This window comes from Vibrio furnissii CIP 102972, from assembly GCF_000176175.1.
Lineage (GTDB): Bacteria > Pseudomonadota > Gammaproteobacteria > Enterobacterales > Vibrionaceae > Vibrio > Vibrio furnissii.
Genome location: NZ_ACZP01000012.1, coordinates 150409 through 167219, shown reverse-complemented (window position 1 = coordinate 167219; position 16811 = coordinate 150409). Strand labels below are relative to the sequence as shown.

The 16811-nt window shown below is 50.1% G+C and carries 19 protein-coding genes and 1 tRNA gene; 14 read left to right on the top strand and 6 right to left on the bottom strand.

The features are described from left to right. Positions 1-226 precede the first annotated feature (226 nt). Both gltX and VFA_RS03575 read left to right on the top strand, forming a co-directional pair. Positions 227-1654 carry a glutamate--tRNA ligase gene (gltX, locus tag VFA_RS03580; protein ID WP_004724820.1) on the top strand — a complete coding sequence of 476 codons (1428 nt, stop codon included), beginning with the start codon at positions 227-229 and terminating at the stop codon, positions 1652-1654. Positions 1655-1928: 274 nt separating this feature from the next. Next, positions 1929-2927, top strand: a complete 999-nt coding sequence (locus VFA_RS03575) for an OmpA family protein (protein ID WP_004724817.1) — start codon at positions 1929-1931, stop codon at positions 2925-2927. 84 nt (positions 2928-3011) lie between these two features. On the opposite strand, the gene VFA_RS03570 is transcribed toward VFA_RS03575, so the two are convergent. From VFA_RS03570 to VFA_RS03560, 3 genes are all read right to left on the bottom strand, one after another. After that, positions 3012-3518, bottom strand: coding sequence for a Fe3+-citrate ABC transporter substrate-binding protein (locus tag VFA_RS03570; protein WP_004724816.1), 507 nt, complete (start codon positions 3516-3518; stop codon positions 3012-3014). Positions 3519-3801: 283 nt separating this feature from the next. Next, positions 3802-3878, bottom strand: a tRNA-Arg gene (locus VFA_RS03565). Positions 3879-3932: 54 nt separating this feature from the next. After that, a complete protein-coding gene (locus VFA_RS03560) occupies positions 3933-5066 on the bottom strand; it encodes a flagellar assembly protein FlgT (protein WP_038150825.1) in 1134 nt (377 codons plus the stop codon). A 163-nt stretch (positions 5067-5229) separates the two neighbouring features. Here VFA_RS03560 and VFA_RS03555 point away from each other — a divergent pair, with 163 nt between their 5' ends. Together VFA_RS03555 and flgP are read left to right on the top strand one after the other, a co-directional pair. Continuing rightward, positions 5230-5865: a FlgO family outer membrane protein gene (locus VFA_RS03555; protein ID WP_014204584.1), complete on the top strand. Its 636-nt coding sequence runs from the start codon at positions 5230-5232 to the stop codon at positions 5863-5865. Between the two features lie 6 nt (positions 5866-5871). After that, entirely contained in the window at positions 5872-6309 is a 438-nt protein-coding gene (flgP, locus tag VFA_RS03550) for a flagellar assembly lipoprotein FlgP (RefSeq protein WP_370447163.1), read from the top strand. A gap of 81 nt (positions 6310-6390) precedes the next feature. Here the strand turns inward: flgP and VFA_RS03545 are convergent, their stop codons facing one another. From VFA_RS03545 to flgA, 3 genes are all read right to left on the bottom strand, one after another. Next, positions 6391-6816 carry a flagella synthesis protein FlgN gene (locus tag VFA_RS03545; RefSeq protein WP_004724807.1) on the bottom strand — a complete coding sequence of 142 codons (426 nt, stop codon included), beginning with the start codon at positions 6814-6816 and terminating at the stop codon, positions 6391-6393. A gap of 31 nt (positions 6817-6847) precedes the next feature. Next, positions 6848-7171 (bottom strand): flagellar biosynthesis anti-sigma factor FlgM, encoded by a 324-nt coding sequence (gene flgM / locus VFA_RS03540; protein WP_004724805.1) that lies wholly within the window; start codon positions 7169-7171, stop codon positions 6848-6850. Between the two features lie 162 nt (positions 7172-7333). After that, a complete protein-coding gene (gene flgA / locus VFA_RS03535; protein ID WP_167498028.1) occupies positions 7334-8101 on the bottom strand; it encodes a flagellar basal body P-ring formation chaperone FlgA in 768 nt (255 codons plus the stop codon). A gap of 56 nt (positions 8102-8157) precedes the next feature. Here flgA and VFA_RS03530 point away from each other — a divergent pair, with 56 nt between their 5' ends. From VFA_RS03530 to VFA_RS03485, 10 genes are all read left to right on the top strand, one after another. Further along, positions 8158-9084, top strand: coding sequence for a chemotaxis protein CheV (locus VFA_RS03530; protein WP_038150823.1), 927 nt, complete (start codon positions 8158-8160; stop codon positions 9082-9084). A 10-nt stretch (positions 9085-9094) separates the two neighbouring features. Next, complete coding sequence (locus tag VFA_RS03525; protein WP_004724800.1) at positions 9095-9922, top strand: protein-glutamate O-methyltransferase; 828 nt, start codon at positions 9095-9097, stop codon at positions 9920-9922. A gap of 291 nt (positions 9923-10213) precedes the next feature. Next, complete coding sequence (flgB, locus tag VFA_RS03520) at positions 10214-10609, top strand: flagellar basal body rod protein FlgB (RefSeq protein WP_038150821.1); 396 nt, start codon at positions 10214-10216, stop codon at positions 10607-10609. Between the two features lie 4 nt (positions 10610-10613). Continuing rightward, complete coding sequence (gene flgC, locus VFA_RS03515) at positions 10614-11030, top strand: flagellar basal body rod protein FlgC (RefSeq protein WP_004724796.1); 417 nt, start codon at positions 10614-10616, stop codon at positions 11028-11030. A gap of 17 nt (positions 11031-11047) precedes the next feature. Beyond that, positions 11048-11755: a flagellar hook assembly protein FlgD gene (flgD, locus tag VFA_RS03510; RefSeq protein ID WP_004724795.1), complete on the top strand. Its 708-nt coding sequence runs from the start codon at positions 11048-11050 to the stop codon at positions 11753-11755. 28 nt (positions 11756-11783) lie between these two features. Beyond that, on the top strand, positions 11784-13088 hold the full coding sequence (gene flgE / locus VFA_RS03505; protein ID WP_004724793.1) for a flagellar hook protein FlgE: 1305 nt from the start codon (positions 11784-11786) through the stop codon (positions 13086-13088). A 187-nt stretch (positions 13089-13275) separates the two neighbouring features. Further along, on the top strand, positions 13276-14025 hold the full coding sequence (flgF, locus tag VFA_RS03500) for a flagellar basal-body rod protein FlgF (protein ID WP_004724791.1): 750 nt from the start codon (positions 13276-13278) through the stop codon (positions 14023-14025). Positions 14026-14042: 17 nt separating this feature from the next. Continuing rightward, positions 14043-14831 carry a flagellar basal-body rod protein FlgG gene (flgG, locus tag VFA_RS03495; protein ID WP_004724789.1) on the top strand — a complete coding sequence of 263 codons (789 nt, stop codon included), beginning with the start codon at positions 14043-14045 and terminating at the stop codon, positions 14829-14831. Positions 14832-14857: 26 nt separating this feature from the next. Continuing rightward, positions 14858-15637: a flagellar basal body L-ring protein FlgH gene (gene flgH / locus VFA_RS03490; protein ID WP_004724787.1), complete on the top strand. Its 780-nt coding sequence runs from the start codon at positions 14858-14860 to the stop codon at positions 15635-15637. An 84-nt stretch (positions 15638-15721) separates the two neighbouring features. Beyond that, the gene (locus tag VFA_RS03485; protein WP_004724785.1) at positions 15722-16807 is read left to right on the top strand and encodes a flagellar basal body P-ring protein FlgI; all 1086 of its coding nucleotides are present in this window, start codon (positions 15722-15724) and stop codon (positions 16805-16807) included. Positions 16808-16811 lie beyond the last annotated feature (4 nt).

The following is a 16811-nucleotide window of genomic DNA, read 5'->3' as shown; positions in this document are numbered from 1 at the left end:
GTATCTTTCCTCCAAGACGTTATGTTCGCAAGGATAAACCTTCCCCTTGCGGCAAGGTCAAGCCTTCTGCGGCGATTACAGAATTTCTTGCTATGCCTTGCCGGAAAAGGTGGGGGGAATATGTGGAATCAACGTTGTGATATGGGAGAAGTGGGTGCTAGAATACTGCCCAAAATTTCGCTCATGCTGAACTCTCGGCAGACGTTTCTGATAAAGGTAAATCATAATGACGGTTAAAACTCGTTTTGCTCCTAGCCCAACTGGCTATCTTCACGTAGGCGGCGCTCGTACCGCACTGTACTCATGGCTGTATGCGAAAAGCCAGGGCGGTGAATTTGTACTACGTATCGAAGACACTGACCTAGAGCGTTCAACTCAGGCTGCAGTGGATGCCATCCTGGAAGGGATGACTTGGCTGGGTCTGGACTGGGATGAAGGTCCTTACTACCAAACAAAACGTTTTGATCGTTATAACGAAGTGGTGGAACAGTTGCTGGCGGAAGACAAAGCCTACAAATGTTACGCACCAAAAGACCTGCTAGACGAAATTCGTGCTGAGCAGGAAGCGAACAAAGAGATGCCTCGCTACGATGCGGATCATCCAAAAATTAAAGCGGTCAACGAAGCGGCAAAAGAGGGTGACCCTTGCTGTATCCGTTTCCGCAATCCAAAAGAAGGCAGCGTGGTTTTTGATGACCAAATTCGTGGCCGCATCGAGATCCGCAACGACCAAATGGATGATCTGATCATTCGTCGTACCGACGGTTCACCAACCTACAACTTCTGTGTGGTGGTGGATGACGTGGATATGGGCATCACTCACGTGATCCGTGGTGAAGACCACATCAACAACACGCCACGCCAAATCAACATCTACAAAGCGATGGGCGCAACCATTCCAACGTTCGCACACTGCGCTATGATTCTAGGTGACGATGGTGCGAAACTGTCTAAACGCCACGGCGCCGTGTCCGTTATGCAATACCGCGATGAAGGTTACCTGCCAGAAGCGCTGATCAACTACTTGGTTCGTCTGGGTTGGGGTCATGGCGATCAGGAAATCTTCTCTCGCGAAGAGATGATTGAACTGTTCAGCCTGAACGCGATTTCAAAATCAGCGTCTGCATTCAACACCGACAAACTGTTGTGGCTGAACAACCACTACATCAAAACGTCTGAACCTGAGTACGTTGCGAAACACCTGGAATGGCATTTTGACCATCAAGGCATCAACAAAGCGAATGGCCCAGCGCTGGCTGACATCGTGAAGCTGGTGGGTGAGCGTTGTCATACGCTGGTTGAACTGGCGCAACAGTCTCGCTACTTCTACGAAGACTTTACTGAGTTCGATGCAGATGCGGCGAAGAAACACCTACGCGGTGTGGCCAAAGAGCCATTGGCGTTGGCTCTGAGCAAAATCGAAGCTCTGACAGAGTGGAACACTGAAGCGCTGCATCAAGTGATTGCAGACGTGTGTGCTGAGCTTGAAATCGGCATGGGCAAAATCGGTATGCCACTGCGCGTTGCTGTGACTGGCGGTGGTCAATCACCATCGGTTGATGCCGTGATGAACCTGATTGGCAAAGATCGTGTGATTGCGCGTATTCAGATGGCACTAGCGTTTATCGAAGCGCGCGAAGCAAACGCGCAATAATCGTTTCGAACTGAACAGAAAAGCCGCAACGTGAATGTTGCGGCTTTTTTTTATCCAAATGACTCATATATCAACGAATTGTAGCCAGTGTTTTGACGAAATTTCGCAGTTACGTGACAAAAGATTAACAGTGTAGATGTGAAACTTTTTGCTTCATTCATTATAGTTATCCATGGTGGCCTGAATTCATATCGGGCACGTGGACACCAGACGCCATAAGGCGTTGCGTTGTTCACACACCATACAATCACAATAATGATCGGAAGGAAGTTTTATGAAAAAGTTAGCCGCTATGGTTTCAGCATCGTTGCTGGTTGCCTCGTCTGTAGCAATGGCCGATGTGTACGTTGGTGCAAAAGTGGGGAAAACCTGGCTGGATGATGCCTGTAACAACACCGAGTCGTGCGATTTAGACGGCACAACCGCGGGTGCGCTGTTGGGCTACAATTTCAACGATTGGTTGGCTCTGGAAGGGGGCTACGATTACCTAGGCAAGTTCAATGGTGCGGGTTTGGACCGTGACACGATTCAGGCGTATACATTGGCTCCGAAGCTCAGCTATGCATTGACTGAACAGTGGGACCTTTACGGGAAAGTGGGTGCTGCGCGTGTTCGTTACGGTGATGCATCGGATTACTCATACCTTGGTGCGGCAGGCGTGGAATACGCAGCGACCCGCAATCTGGGTGTGCGTGTTGAGTACCAATACCTGAGCGATATGAACAATGATGTGGTTCGTGCCAAAGCGCACACCACCACGTTGGGTTTGGTGTACCGTTTTGGCGGCAACGATAACCAACCGGCCCCTGTGATGGCGGAAGAGCAACCTGTGGCTGAGCCACAACCGGTTGTGGAACAAGCGCCAGTGCAGGAACCCGTCGCTGCGGCGCCGAAAATGGTGACCAAAACGGTGGCGTTCCAAAAACTCGACAGCAAGAGCTTTGCTCACAACAGCGCGAAAATGAGTGAGGAAGGCAAAGCTCAGCTAGGCGATCTGGTCGCGTTTTTGAATGAGCATCCGCAAGCGAATGTTGAAATCACGGGTCACACCGATTCGACTGGTGCGGAAGCGTACAACCAGAAACTGTCTGAGAAGCGTGCGCAAGGCGTGTCGGATGCGCTGCAAGAACAAGGCATTGATGCTGCGCGTATTACCGCCAAAGGCGAAGGGGAAAGCAACCCAATCGCATCTAATGCGACAGCGGCTGGCCGTGAACAAAACCGCCGTGTTGAGATTGTGATCCCTTCGTTTGAGTACCAAGTCGAAGAGTAATGACAACCTCATGACAAAGCCCACCAAATGGTGGGCTTTTTTGTGTTTGATACTTGGCGCTATTTACATTTGATGTGGAGAGGGTTATTTCAAATCGATGCTGTTGAGTCGGCCCATGTAAATCAGAATATCCAGGCAATCTTTGTGCGCATCCAACAGAGCCTTTTTGGTTTTGGAGTATGCCGCGAGTTTGCCGTGTTTGTTGATGGAACACACCACACTTTTAAAGGTGCAATGTCCTTTCTCATCGTAATTACGCCAAGCGGCAATGTAGCAGGCGTCCCGGCAATCGGGGTTGTCCAGCGTGGGTCTGGGTTTGTAGATGATCTTCGGCTCTAAGCTGTGTGGCAAACGTGTCATCAGGTACGGATCTTTTAAAATCCGTCGCCAGTGGCGTCCCCACATTTCCCGTCCCAGTTCATTGCGCAGTTTAATGGCTTTCTTTAACCCTTTGCGCTCACCGATACGGATGTAGCCGACCGACCGATGCAGCACTTTGTCATCGGGTGTATGAATATGGATCTTATAGGCCGTTTTGGCTTTCGAGATAAAGCGGTGACCAGTATTGGTTTCCAGGTTACTCTTTGTCATACATGTGGCTATAGATAATTTTGTTAATAGTAATAGTAGAAGAAAATCGTAAGAATAGTAGCCACAGATTAGAGGATTCATGGAAGCCAACATCAGAAGCATGTCAGATTTGTGCGAAACTTAAGCCGGGAAAGGCTCGAGAAGCGAATGAAGGTGATGCAACGGGTGGCTTTAAATTGCAGGTGAGAACCCGTTGACGGGCGGCACACCGTGCTGATTTGGTAACGCGATGCTGGGTGATAAAAAAGCCCTGATGAACGTAGATTCATCAGGGCTTAATATTTGGCGCTCCCGACAGGATTCGAACCTGAGACCTGCCCCTTAGGAGGGGGCCGCGCTATCCAGCTGTGCCACGGGAGCTGAGATGCTTATCTTACCTAATTCTTTGAATAAGTTAATCGCTTGCAGCCCTCACTAGAGCTGTTTGTGCATTACGTCGCCAATTTGAATGCTTGAAGCCAGTTCTGGTTGGTCAACGGTTAGCTCGGCATCGCTCTCGTACACGCGGGTCACGGTGAGCGTGATGTCACTTTGGCTGACTTTATTGCGTGGCAAGCCGCGTTGATCGATAAAGGCGCCTGTGTGCCAAAGTTGCAGTTTGTCGCCCGTTTTCACGCCGTGAATGCGCCCCAGATCCATGGTGATGGTGTTGCCAAACTTGGCCACCACTTCCGGCAGCGTGATCTTGCATGAAATTTCAGCTTCTAAATCGAGCATCACGTTGCGACTCACGCGCAGCAGCATCTGGCCATAGGTGGAGGCCCAGAAACGTGCGCTGCGGGTATCCACTTGGCTGGTTTTGGCAAATGGCCAGCTTGCCACTTCACGATAGTTGTGTTTGAACACTTCATTGCCGGTCTTGCCGTCGAATACGCGCATTTCCAACGCAAACTGACGGTTGATCACATCGTCTTTTAGTAGTTTTTGTTCGATGGTCGCGGTGAGATCGGTGATCACGCCGCCGATGATGTACTGCGCGCCAGAATCTTGCGCGATCATTTTGATCCGCTCAGGGTTGCGAGCATCAATGTCGTAATTGGTGGTGCCAACGGAGACGAAACTGTGAGATTCCTGCGCGATTTGACGATCAATCACATGGGCGAAGTCATCGCCGACGTCATAAATCTGACCCATCACCGCTTGCTGCGGCGATGCCACATCGATGTTGCCGACCAAAAAAGTCTTTTTGTACTGATCAATGTGGCAAGCTGTTGCCGATGGGTAGAGGTCGATCCGCGCGCGAACCTGCATGACATTGCCTCTGACCTTTCGATCTTCAATCAGGATGTAGCGCACTTCGTGGTTGGTAAACAGGTACTCTTTGCGGTCTGTTTCCAGCAGGGGCATGAGGTTACTGATGCTGCCGATATCTGCTCCGGCAAAATTTACCGCCTTATAGATGGCATCTTCCAATGCATGCAGGCGCGCCGCTTCTTCCGATGACACAATGGTGGCAGTCCCGGTGACTTCATACCACGCTGCTTGAGCGGTCGGCATCCAAAGGCTTAAGAAAAGCATTGAAACTAAAGAAGAAATATTTTTTTTCATCATGATTTACCAGTTAGGTATAAATTTTGCTTTTAAAATCTTAGCTGATGTAGGCATTTGCATTTCTGAGTTGTCGCAGGTTTAGAAAAGCAAAGAATGTTCCAGTTTCATCCGAGAGAGTGAGATTGAGCGAATTGCCTTAGTATATCTGGAGATGAAGAGAATGAAAAAATGGCTTTCTTTAGTGCCCGCGGTGTTTTTAACTGCATGTGCCTATGCCCCGATTTATAACGGTAAAGAGCCATACAATGGTTCACAGTTTATGTTGATGGAGAGTCCGCGTCACACGTTGGATTTCTTTGTCGACAGCCTGACCGAAGATTTGGTTCAGTCCAACACCAGTGTCACGGCGCGTACGCCGATCGCGGTGACCTCGTTTGTGGATCTGCAAAATATGGATACCACCAACTGGCTGGGCAATTCGGTTTCAGAAGGCTTTATTTATCAGTTCCAACGCCGTGGTTTTAAGGTGGTGGACTACAAAACCACTGGGTCAATTCAAGTGACTCAGCAAGGTGATTTTGCTTTCAGTCGTGATTGGAAAGATCTTGCCCAGCAACAAGAGATTCAATACGTGCTGACAGGTACCATGTTGCGTCAAGAAGGCGGGGTGTTAGTCAATGCTCGTGTGGTTGGCATGCAGTCGCGTGTGGTGGTTGCGACCGCGCAAGGGTTCTTGCCGGCGGATCGCATTGGCCGTGATTTGGATACGCTCAACAGTATTCGCACGCAAGATGGTGTGCTGATTCGTTCAGACCCCACCATCACTCAGCCCTACACCGTAATTTTGCGTCCATAGGAGTCGATGATGAAACAGTGGTTATTCCTGCTTGTGGCCGCCCTGGTGATGTCGGGTTGTCAGCCGTTACAAACGATGCGCCCCGATGACTGGTTGACGGCGGTGGGCTATGCGAGCATCAGCGAGCAGAAAGGACGTGATGACGAAGAGAAGCAAGTGCGTGCGATGCGTGCGTCGAAAATCGATGCGTATCGTGAGCTTGCTGAGCAAGTGTATGGCATGCGTGTGAGCGGCCGTGCGGAGCTGCAAGATCAACGTTTGGGGACTGAGCTCACCTCTGGTGCGGTGGATGGGGTGATTCGCGGTGCGGAAGTGGTGCGCAGCTACAAAGTGGGTGACAGCTATGTGACCGAGCTGCGTCTGGACATTCGTAAAATGGACCGTTTGCGCGACTACGGTGAAGTGCAGCAGGTTCCCGAAAAGCGTCAGCAAACCTTGTTCTAAACTCTTCTCTCTCCAGATAGCAAAAAAGCGGCAATCATTGCCGCTTTTTTTATGTTCATGGAGTCACTTCGATTTTGATACTTAGGCTTTGATATTGGTGCCGAGTGTAGACACGGTATGCGTTTGGCCGGTGGCGTTATAGGTCATGCCCACTTTGCCGTGGCTTTGCTGCATCAGGTTATTGAGCTTGTTGAAACTTAATTGCGCGCGCGCCAAGGCTTCCCCATTGACGGCATTGGCTTGCTGGCAATCAAACACGATAGAACGGATTTGTTTGACGATGGTATCTAAATGTTCATCCTCAGACAGGCTCGAGACATGAGGGTGATTAGAAATACGTTGATCCGTTTGCTGCAGTTGATTCACCAGTGTGATTTTTTGTTTGGCAAGCGCTTCGATCTCCGCCGAAATGCGGCTGGTGATCGCAATTTTTTCCTGCTCCAGCAACGCCGATAAATCTTGTGCATTTTTTAGCTGGAACTCGACTAAGTCTTTCAGTGCTGCCATTACTCAATCGCCTTATGCTCAAACCGGGGAATTAAAATCCGCCCAGTTCTTTTTCAAACTTGATCATGTTGTCGGCCAGTTTGTCTGGATCCACAACATAGGAGCCGTTCGCGATCGCTTCTTTGATCGCCGCGACTTTTGCGCTATCGAAGCTGGGTTTGCTTGCCATTTCTGTGTGCATTTCACCAATGGCTCGCCCTTGTGAGCTGAGCGATACCGCATCGTGTTGCGGCCCTGCGCTTTGTCTCACTGCGCCGGATGTCGATGATGAAGATGCATTCGATTCTGAACGTGCAGGCGCGCGGTTAGTCGTCGCTAACGAGTTGCCTGAACGAATGTTATCAATGCCTGCCATAATTGAGCCTTTTAAAAACTTTGAACTTGTATCGTCAATATCGACTGAACAACGACGAACTTTAGCGTTTTATTTCACCAATGCGTAAATAATTCCTACGCGCAGTCGTGAGAAAACCAATCAACGGGAAGTTGAAACCCTCAACCTGCGGCGATGGAACCATTAAAATTGCACCGTGACTTCACCGATTCCGCTGACTTTTCCATCTATTATACGGTTAGATTTATCATTTTTCACTTTTATCTGGTCGCCCAGTGTACCATCAGACAAGGCGGTGCCTTTCGTGGTGATGCTCATTCCTGCGCTGATTGCGCGAATCATCACACTCTCATTGCGACAAACAACACAAACGTCGTTTTGTTCGATAACATCACCTAACTTGAGGTTTTTTTTCGTTTTTGCTCCGACCACTAGATCTTGCGAGGAAAAACCTTGCCGTCTGAAGCGCAGCAGATCTACCATACTGATAGTCACATCATTCGCCGTGATAATTTGACCGCGCGTGATGGGTGTTAACGCAGTCACCATGGGGACGGTCAGGGTCAGACGAACTGGCACATAGACTTTCCAGTTGTCGGCTGAACACTCGACCAACACGGTGATGGCACTGGCAGAACCGTTGCTTGAGGACGACGAAGTACTCAAGGGTTCGGGGCAGTCAGTGGCAAAAATTCGCTCGTCGATATTTGCCGCATTGACCACTAATTCACCGCCGACTGGTTTATCGACTGTGCTCAGCACATGGCTTTGTGCTGCCTCTTGAATCTTTACGATCTGCTCTGGCGTTGCAGAGTGCACAGAAAGGCTAAAGAAAAACAATAAAAAGCCGATAGAGTTATAAAAAAAGCGGTAGAAAGCTCTACACTTACATTTGGTATGTGGACATACACGGGTATTCGAAAGCATTGTTCGTTTCTCTGGTTTCTTCATAGCCTTGAGTAGACTATCACTTTTTTCGTTTAAAAGTTTGAGATGGAGATAAGCTTATGACGGGTATTCTTGATTCTGTGAATCAGCGTACGCAACTCGTCGGTCAAAACCGACTGGAATTGTTAACCTTCCGTCTTAATGGACGCCAACGTTATGGTATTAACGTATTTAAGGTGAAAGAAGTTCTCCAGTGCCCGAAGCTTACCGCCATGCCGAATTTGCATCGTCTTGTAAAAGGGGTTGCTCATATCCGTGGACAGACGGTGTCGGTGATTGATCTGAGTTTGGCAATCGGGGGACGTCCCACGACGGATGTCGAGAAAAGTTTTGTGGTGATCGCAGAATTTAACCGTACGATTCAAGCGTTTCTGGTGAGTTCGGTTGAACGCATTATCAACATGCGTTGGGAAGCCATTTTGCCGCCGCCGGAAGGGGCTGGCAAAGCCAACTACCTGACGGCAGTCACCAACATTGATAATGAATTGGTTGAGATTCTCGACGTCGAGAAAATTCTGGCCGAGATTGCACCTGTTGATGAGTCGATGGATGCGAGCATTGGCCAGGAAATTGCCCATGCCGAGCAGGAAAAGCAAATTGTTCGTCGTATCTTGATTGCGGACGACTCGAGTGTGGCACGTAAGCAGGTTCAGCGTGCGATTGAGTCGATTGGTTTTGAAGTCGTGCTGACCAAAGACGGCAAAGATGCGTATGAAAAATTGCTTAGCATGGCCAAAGAAGGCAGCATTTATGACCAGATCTCGCTGGTGATTTCAGATATCGAAATGCCAGAGATGGATGGTTACACTTTGACGGCGGAGATTCGCCGCAACAGTGCCTTGAAAGATTTGTACGTCATTCTTCACTCTTCGTTGAGTGGCGTGTTTAACCAAGCCATGGTTGAGCGAGTGGGAGCCAACTCCTTTATCGCGAAATTTAACCCCGACGAGCTTGGTAATGCGGTGAAAGCTGCGCTAGTAGAATAAAGAGAACTGAATGACTGCGATTACTATAAGCGATCAAGAATATCGTGACTTCTGCCGGTTTCTGGAGTCTCAGTGCGGCATCGTACTGGGCGACAGCAAACAATACTTGGTGAGAAGTCGCCTCAGTCCGCTCGTGACCAAATACAAGTTGGCGTCGCTCTCTGACTTGTTGCGTGACGTCGTGACTGGCAGAAATCGCGAATTGCGTGTGGCAGCCGTGGACGCCATGACGACCAACGAGACGTTGTGGTTCCGAGATACGTATCCTTTTGCTGTGCTGGCTGACCGCTTATTGCCGGAATTGGCGAAGAACAAACGCCCGCTGAAAATTTGGTCGGCGGCAAGTTCATCGGGCCAAGAACCTTACTCGATGGCCATGACCATTTTGGAAGTGCAGCAGCGCCGCCCGGGATTACTGCCTAGCGTGGCGATTACGGCAACCGATATTTCTGCCAGCATGCTCGACATGTGTCGTGCCGGTGTGTATGACAACCTCGCGCTTGGCCGTGGGTTATCTCCAGAACGTCGCCGCATTTTCTTTGAAGATGCCGGCGATGGCCGCATGAAAGTCAAAGACAACGTGAAGCGTTTGGTGAACTTTCGTCCGCAGAACTTGATGGAAAGTTATGCGCTGCTGGGTAAGTTTGACATCATCTTTTGTCGTAACGTGTTGATTTACTTCTCGCCAGAGATGAAGTCTAAAGTCTTGAACCAGATGGCGAACAGTTTAAACCCCGGTGGTTACTTGCTGCTGGGCGCATCGGAATCATTGACGGGGTTAACCGACCGGTTTGAAATGGTGCGCTGCAACCCTGGCATCATCTACAAGTTGAAATAAGCGAGACTCGCTTCAAGGCCCGGCAATGCCGGGCTTTTTGTTTTTGCCGCTTTGCCGGGGCTGCCTGACGGATGTTTTTCCTTACTTGCCGCCTGCGCGCCAGTGTTCCCACCTTTCTTTGCCAGCCTCGATACGCTATACCTGAAGTGAGACATTCCAAACTCAGTGATTCGGCTTGTTCTTTGCAAGCTGACTCGTGATGACGCGTAATCAGCGGATGAATGAAAAAGTTGGTACGCTAATTGCTTTTAAATCATTAGTAACGGTCAGTTCTTATCGAAGAGGCAAAACATGGCTATTTCTTTTGACAACGCACTCGGCATACACCAGTACACGGTGGGTGTTCGCGAACGCAATGCTGAAGTCATTGCGAGCAACATTGCACAAGCGAACACGCCTGGGTTCAAAGCGAAAGGAATGGATTTCCAGAAGGCATTGCAGGCGGCAAGTTCGGGGGCAAGCATTGGTCTTAGCCGGACGGACGGTCGGCATATTCCTGCCTCAACGACGGTGACAGGGGAAATGCTTTACCGCGTCCCTACGCAACCTGATACCGGTGACGGCAACACGGTTGACGTGGATTTGGAGCGTAACTTGTTTATGCAAAACCAACTGCGTCACCAAGCGTCACTCGACTTCCTCGGAAGTAAATTCAAGAACTTAACGAAAGCGATTAAAGGGGAATAATTAGATGAGCTTATTTAATGTATTCAATGTGACTGGTTCTGCCATGAGTGCTGAATCTGTTCGTCTAAATACGACCTCAAGTAACCTGGCCAACGCCGACAGTGTCAGCAGCTCTGCGAAAGATACTTACAAAGCGCGTCATGCCGTGTTCGGCGCAGAGTTAAGTAAGGCACGTTATAACCGCGACCCGAATGTGCCGGTGAAAGTATTGGGGATTGTAGAAAGCGATAAACCGCTTAATGCGGAATTTAACCCAGATCACCCCCTTGCGAATGACGAAGGCTATATCTACAAGCCAAACGTCAACGTGATGGAAGAAATGGCCAATATGATCTCGGCATCTCGTTCATACCAGACGAACGTCCAGGTGGCGGATGCGAGTAAACAAATGCTGCTGCGTACGCTGCAGATGGGTCAGTAAGGATAAGGAGGTAGCGAATGGCCGGAATTAATAACGTTGGTCAAAGCGGCTTGTCCTATGTTGATCAGCTGAAAGCTCTTCAAGAGAAGAATAAGCCAACCGAGACAACGGGTAAGCAGGATCTGAAACAAGAAGATTTCCTGTCGTTGCTCACGAAGCAACTTGCTCAACAAGATCCTTTCAAGCCGGTTAGCAATGACCAGATGATCGCGCAAATGGCGTCATTTGCGACGGTAGATGGCATTGGCAAGATGAATTCTCAGTTTGAGAATCTCAACTCGTCCATGACATCGAATCAAGCACTGCAGGCATCATCACTGGTCGGTCGTGATGTATTGGTACCAGGTTCTGCGGGTGTGAAAAAGGATGACGCCGGATTGGCGGCGATGGTGAAGCTTCCTCAATCGGTCGACAACTTGTTTGTCCGTATCGAAAACGAAGCGGGCCAATTGGTTCGAACCTTTGAGGTTGGTGCCAAGCCAAGCGGTGATAGCCGTGTCGAATGGGACGGCAACGATCAAAACGGTAATCCATTGCCGGGCGGCAAATACAAAGTGAGAGCTTCGGGTTTGCTGGATGGAGAAAGTAAAGACTTTGCGGTATCGACCTATGCAAACGTCAACAGCGTTCTTCTGGGTAAAGGTGATGGTAACGTACTGCTCAATCTGGCTGGTTTTGAATCGCCAGTTCGACTTGCTGAAGTACTAGAAGTTGGCAAAGCATAATCATGCTAGCTAGATAGGAGAATTTGGAATGTCATATGTATCTCTTAGCGGTTTGTCCGCAGCTCAATTAGATTTGAACACCACCAGTAACAACATTGCGAACGCCAACACGTTTGGTTTTAAAGAATCGCGTGCTGAATTTGGTGATGTGTATTCGAACTCTTTGTTTACGAACGCAAAAACCACCCCGGGTGGCGGTGTTCAGGCGAACAAAGTGGCGCAACAATTCCACGAAGGTTCAAGTATTTATACCAACAACCCAATGGATCTGCGTATTTCAGGCACTGGTTTCTTTGCCGTGGCGAAAGATCGTTTAGTCCCTCAACAAAATGAGCTGACACGTAACGGTGCGTTCCACCTCGACAAAAACAACTACATGGTGACCTCAAACGACGAATACTTGTTGGGCTACCAGGTCAACCCAGATACTGGTGATGTGCTTTCTTATGAGCCAGCACCACTGAACATTCCAGCTGAGTTTGGTAAGCCAAAACAGACGTCAAACATTGAAGTGGGTGTAAACCTACCTGCCAATGGCGATCTGAAAGATCCAACGTTGTTTGATTTTACGGATCCAGACACGTACAACCGCTCAACATCATCGACCATTTATGACTCGATGGGGCAGGCGTACAAACTGACGACGTACTACTTGAAAGATCAGACTCAGCCAAACACATGGCAAACCTACTACACCGTGACTGATAAAGAAGGCGAGAAACCCCTGAACATTACCGGTGGTGACGCGACAACTGCATCAGGCCAAGTGGGTCACACCATGAAATTCAACAATGACGGTACGTTGGCAAGCCTGAACAACGGGCAGCCTATCGTTTCTGAACCTCTGGGCGGCGGTACGAATCCGGTGAACTTAAACGGCGCTGATGTGAATCAGGTGCTGTCGTTCGGTCTGGATGCGGCCACTCAGTTTGCAGCGCCATTTGAATTGACGAAGTTTGATGAAGACGGTGCTACAACAGGCTTCCTGACGAAAATCGATTTTGACGAAAACGGTAGCGTGCTTGGCACTTACTCGAACGGCGAGAACATCACGCTGGGTCGTGTGGCGCTGGTGCGTGTGCCAAACGAGCAAGGTCTGGATAAGAAAGGCGGTACACAGTGGGATTCAACTCAGTTCTCGGGTGACAAGATCTGGGGTGAATCAAACAAAGGGTCTTTCGGTACCATCAACAACGGTACGCTGGAACAGTCAAACATCGACATGACGCAAGAGCTGGTGGATCTCATCTCCGCGCAGCGTAACTTCCAAGCCAACTCACGTGCGCTTGAAGTTCACAACCAACTGCAACAAAACATCCTACAGATTCGATAATTCGAACATCTGGTCTGTCAAACCGGCGGCAACGTCGGTTTGATGGGATTGCCAGTTTGCCACCTTGCCGCGGCAAAAATACCCTCTTCCTCGCTCTATCCTTATCAAACTCTTTGATTAAAAACATATTTTAATATTGGCACGCCAATTGCTTTATTGCTCTTAACAACGATTTCTGGAGCAAATTATGGACCGTGCATTGTTTCTTGCCATGAGTGGCGCAAAACAAAATATGCAAGCGATGCAGCTACGAGCAAACAACCTGGCCAACGTCAGCACCACGGGTTTTCGTGCCGACTTGGAACAGGCGCGCTCGATGCAAGCGTACGGTGATGGCCTGCCAAGCCGTGTGTTCAGCATGACCGAACGTCCTGGACACAATTTTCAGCAGGGCAGTGTGATCACCACGGGCCGTGATTTGGACGTGACCGTTCAAGGTGATGGCTGGATTGCCGTGATGGATAAAACCGGCAAAGAAGGGCTGACCCGTAACGGCAACCTCAATATTGATGCCAATGGCCTGCTGTTGAACGGCAATGGTCATCCGGTACTGGGTGAAACTGGCGCGCCAATCACCTTGCCGGTGCCGCTGGCCAAAGTAGAAATCGGCAACGATGGCACCATCTCGGTTCGTCCTCAGGGGGCGCCTGCCGATGCCATGGAAGTGGTGGACCGCATTAAGCTGGTTCGTCTGGATAACCAATCGTTGTTTAAAGATGTGAACGGTCTGTTCCGTTCGAAAGATCCAAACGCAGCATACGATGCAAACGCCAATGTGAAGATTCTCACCGGCGCAGTAGAAGGCAGCAACGTTAACGCCGTTGGCGAAATGACCAGCCTGATTGACCTGCAACGTCAGTTTGAGATGCAAGTCAAAATGATGAGCACCGCAGAAGACATGGACAAGTCGTCCGATTCTCTGCTTCGTATGAGCTAACCGACTAGGAGATAACGATGCAACCAGCATTATGGGTAAGTAAAACTGGCCTAGACGCGCAGCAAACCAACATTGCGACGATCTCGAACAACCTGGCCAACGCCTCCACCGTCGGCTTTAAGAAAAGCCGTGCGGTGTTTGAAGATTTGTTCTACCAGAACATTAACCAGCCTGGCGGTCAGTCGTCGCAGAACACTGAATTGCCAAGTGGCTTGATGCTTGGTGCCGGTTCGAAAGTCGTGGCGACGCAAAAAGTGCACACGCACGGCAACGCGCAAACCACCACCAACAGCCTGGACATGATGATTGAAGGGGATGGATTCTTCCAGATCCTGATGCCAGACGGCAACATCGGCTACAGCCGCAACGGTCAGTTCACCTTGAACGATGAAGGCGTGATTGTGACCTCCGGCTCGGGCTACCCGTTACAACCTGAGATTGTGATCCCAGATGATGCGATCTCCATTACGGTCGGCAACGATGGTGAAGTTTCCGTGCGCGTACGCGGCCAGCAAGATAACCAAGTTCTGGGGCAAATCACCACGGTCGATTTCATTAACCCAGGCGGCCTAGAACCGATTGGTCAAAACCTTTACTTGCCGACTGGCGCCAGTGGCGACCCACAAGAAGGCGTGCCGGGATTAGACGGTTTAGGCAACGTGCGTCAATCGATGCTGGAAAGCTCCAACGTGAACGTGACCGAAGAGTTGGTCAACATGATTGAAGCGCAGCGCGTGTACGAGATGAACTCTAAAGTGATCTCGGCCGTCGATAAAATGATGAGCTTTGTGAACCAACAGCTTTAAGCCTTAATTAGCAAGAGAATGCCGCGATGAAACGTATACTCAGCTTGATGCTCATTTCACTCCTGTCGGGGTGCAGCTTGTTGCCGGAGCCGATTGAAACGGCCGATGTGACGCAAGGCACCACGGTTGTGGATGCGGTCGAAGGTGATAAATCGTCAGACAGCAGCACGGGTCTGGTGGATACCCTGCGTAACCGCACCGACCCGGTGGCTGGCGATCCCGCTTGGGCGCCGATTTATCCGAAAGATAAGCCAGAGCACTACGCGGCAGAAACCGGTTCGTTGTTTAACCTGTCTCGTGCGAACAGTTTGTATGATGATTCAAAACCCCGTGGCATTGGCGACATCATTACCGTGACGCTCAATGAAAGTACCAAAGCGGCTAAAAGTGCCGATGCGGATCTGAAAAAGAAAAATGACGCCTCCATGGACCCGCTGAGTGTCGGCGGCCAAGAACTCAATTTAGGCGAATATAATTTTTCTTACGCACTGAAAAACGACAACAAGTTTTCCGGCAGCGCGCAGGCTAACCAGAGCAACAGCCTGTCGGGGTCGATTACGGTGGAAGTGATTGACATCCTGTCCAACGGTAACTTAGTGATTCGTGGGGAAAAATGGCTGAGTTTGAACACCGGTGATGAGTACATTCGCTTAAGCGGCACCATTCGTCCGGATGACATCGACTTCGATAACACCATTGCATCCAACCGCATTTCCAACGCTCGAATTCAATATTCTGGCACCGGAACCAACCAAGATATGCAAGAACCTGGATTCTTGGCACGATTTTTTAATGTGTCTTTATAGCTCGCACCCGATGGTCGAAATATTGACAGCATAAGTATCGAAGGGGCCTGATTGGCCCCTTCGTTTTTTAGATAGGTAATCCACATGAAAAGACTCACTTTGTTATTGATGATGTTCGTCGCAGTCTCCGCTCAGGCCGCGCGCATCAAAGATGTTTCTCAGGTAGCAGGTGTGCGTAGTAACCAACTTGTGGGTTACGGTTTGGTCACCGGTTTGCCGGGAACAGGCGAATCCACACCGTTCACCGACCAGAGTTTTAATGCCATGCTGCAAAGCTTCGGCATTCAATTGCCGCAGGGCACCAAACCCAAAACGAAAAACGTTGCCGCGGTGATCGTCACCGCCGACTTGCCCGCTTTCTCCAAGCAAGGCCAAACAGTGGATGTCACGGTATCATCAATTGGTTCTGCCAAGAGCCTGCGCGGCGGCACGCTGATGCAAACATTCTTAAAAGGTCTGGATGGTCAAGTGTACGCTGTGGCGCAGGGCAACCTCGTGGTGAGCGGCTTTAGTGCCAGCGGTGCAGATGGCTCTAAAATTGTCGGCAACAACCCAACGGTGGGGATGATCTCTGCCGGGGCAATTGTGGAACGTGAAGTGCCAACGCCGTTTGGTCGTGGCGATTTCATCACGTTCAACTTGCTGGAATCAGATTTCACCACCGCGCAGCGCATGGCCGATGCGGTCAACCAATTCTTGGGGCCACAAATGGCCTCTGCAGTCGATGCGACGTCTGTGCGCGTGCGTGCGCCGCGTGATGTTGGCCAACGTGTGGCATTCCTGTCGGCGATTGAAAACCTCGAATTTGACCCCGCTGATGGCGCAGCCAAAATCATCGTCAATTCACGCACCGGTACCATTGTGGTTGGCCAACATGTGCGCCTGAAACCCGCGGCGGTCACGCATGGCGGCATGACGGTGGCCATCAAAGAAAACCTAAATGTCAGCCAACCGAACGCGTTTTCGGGCGGTCAGACTGCCATCGTGCCAGACTCCAGCATTGAAGTGACGGAGAAGAAAGGCAAGATGTTCAAACTGGAACCGGGGGTCACGCTTGATGATCTGGTTCGCGCAGTTAATGAAGTGGGCGCCGCCCCATCGGACCTGATGGCAATTTTGCAAGCACTGAAGCAAGCGGGCGCCATCGAAGGCCAACTGATCATCATCTAAGGAG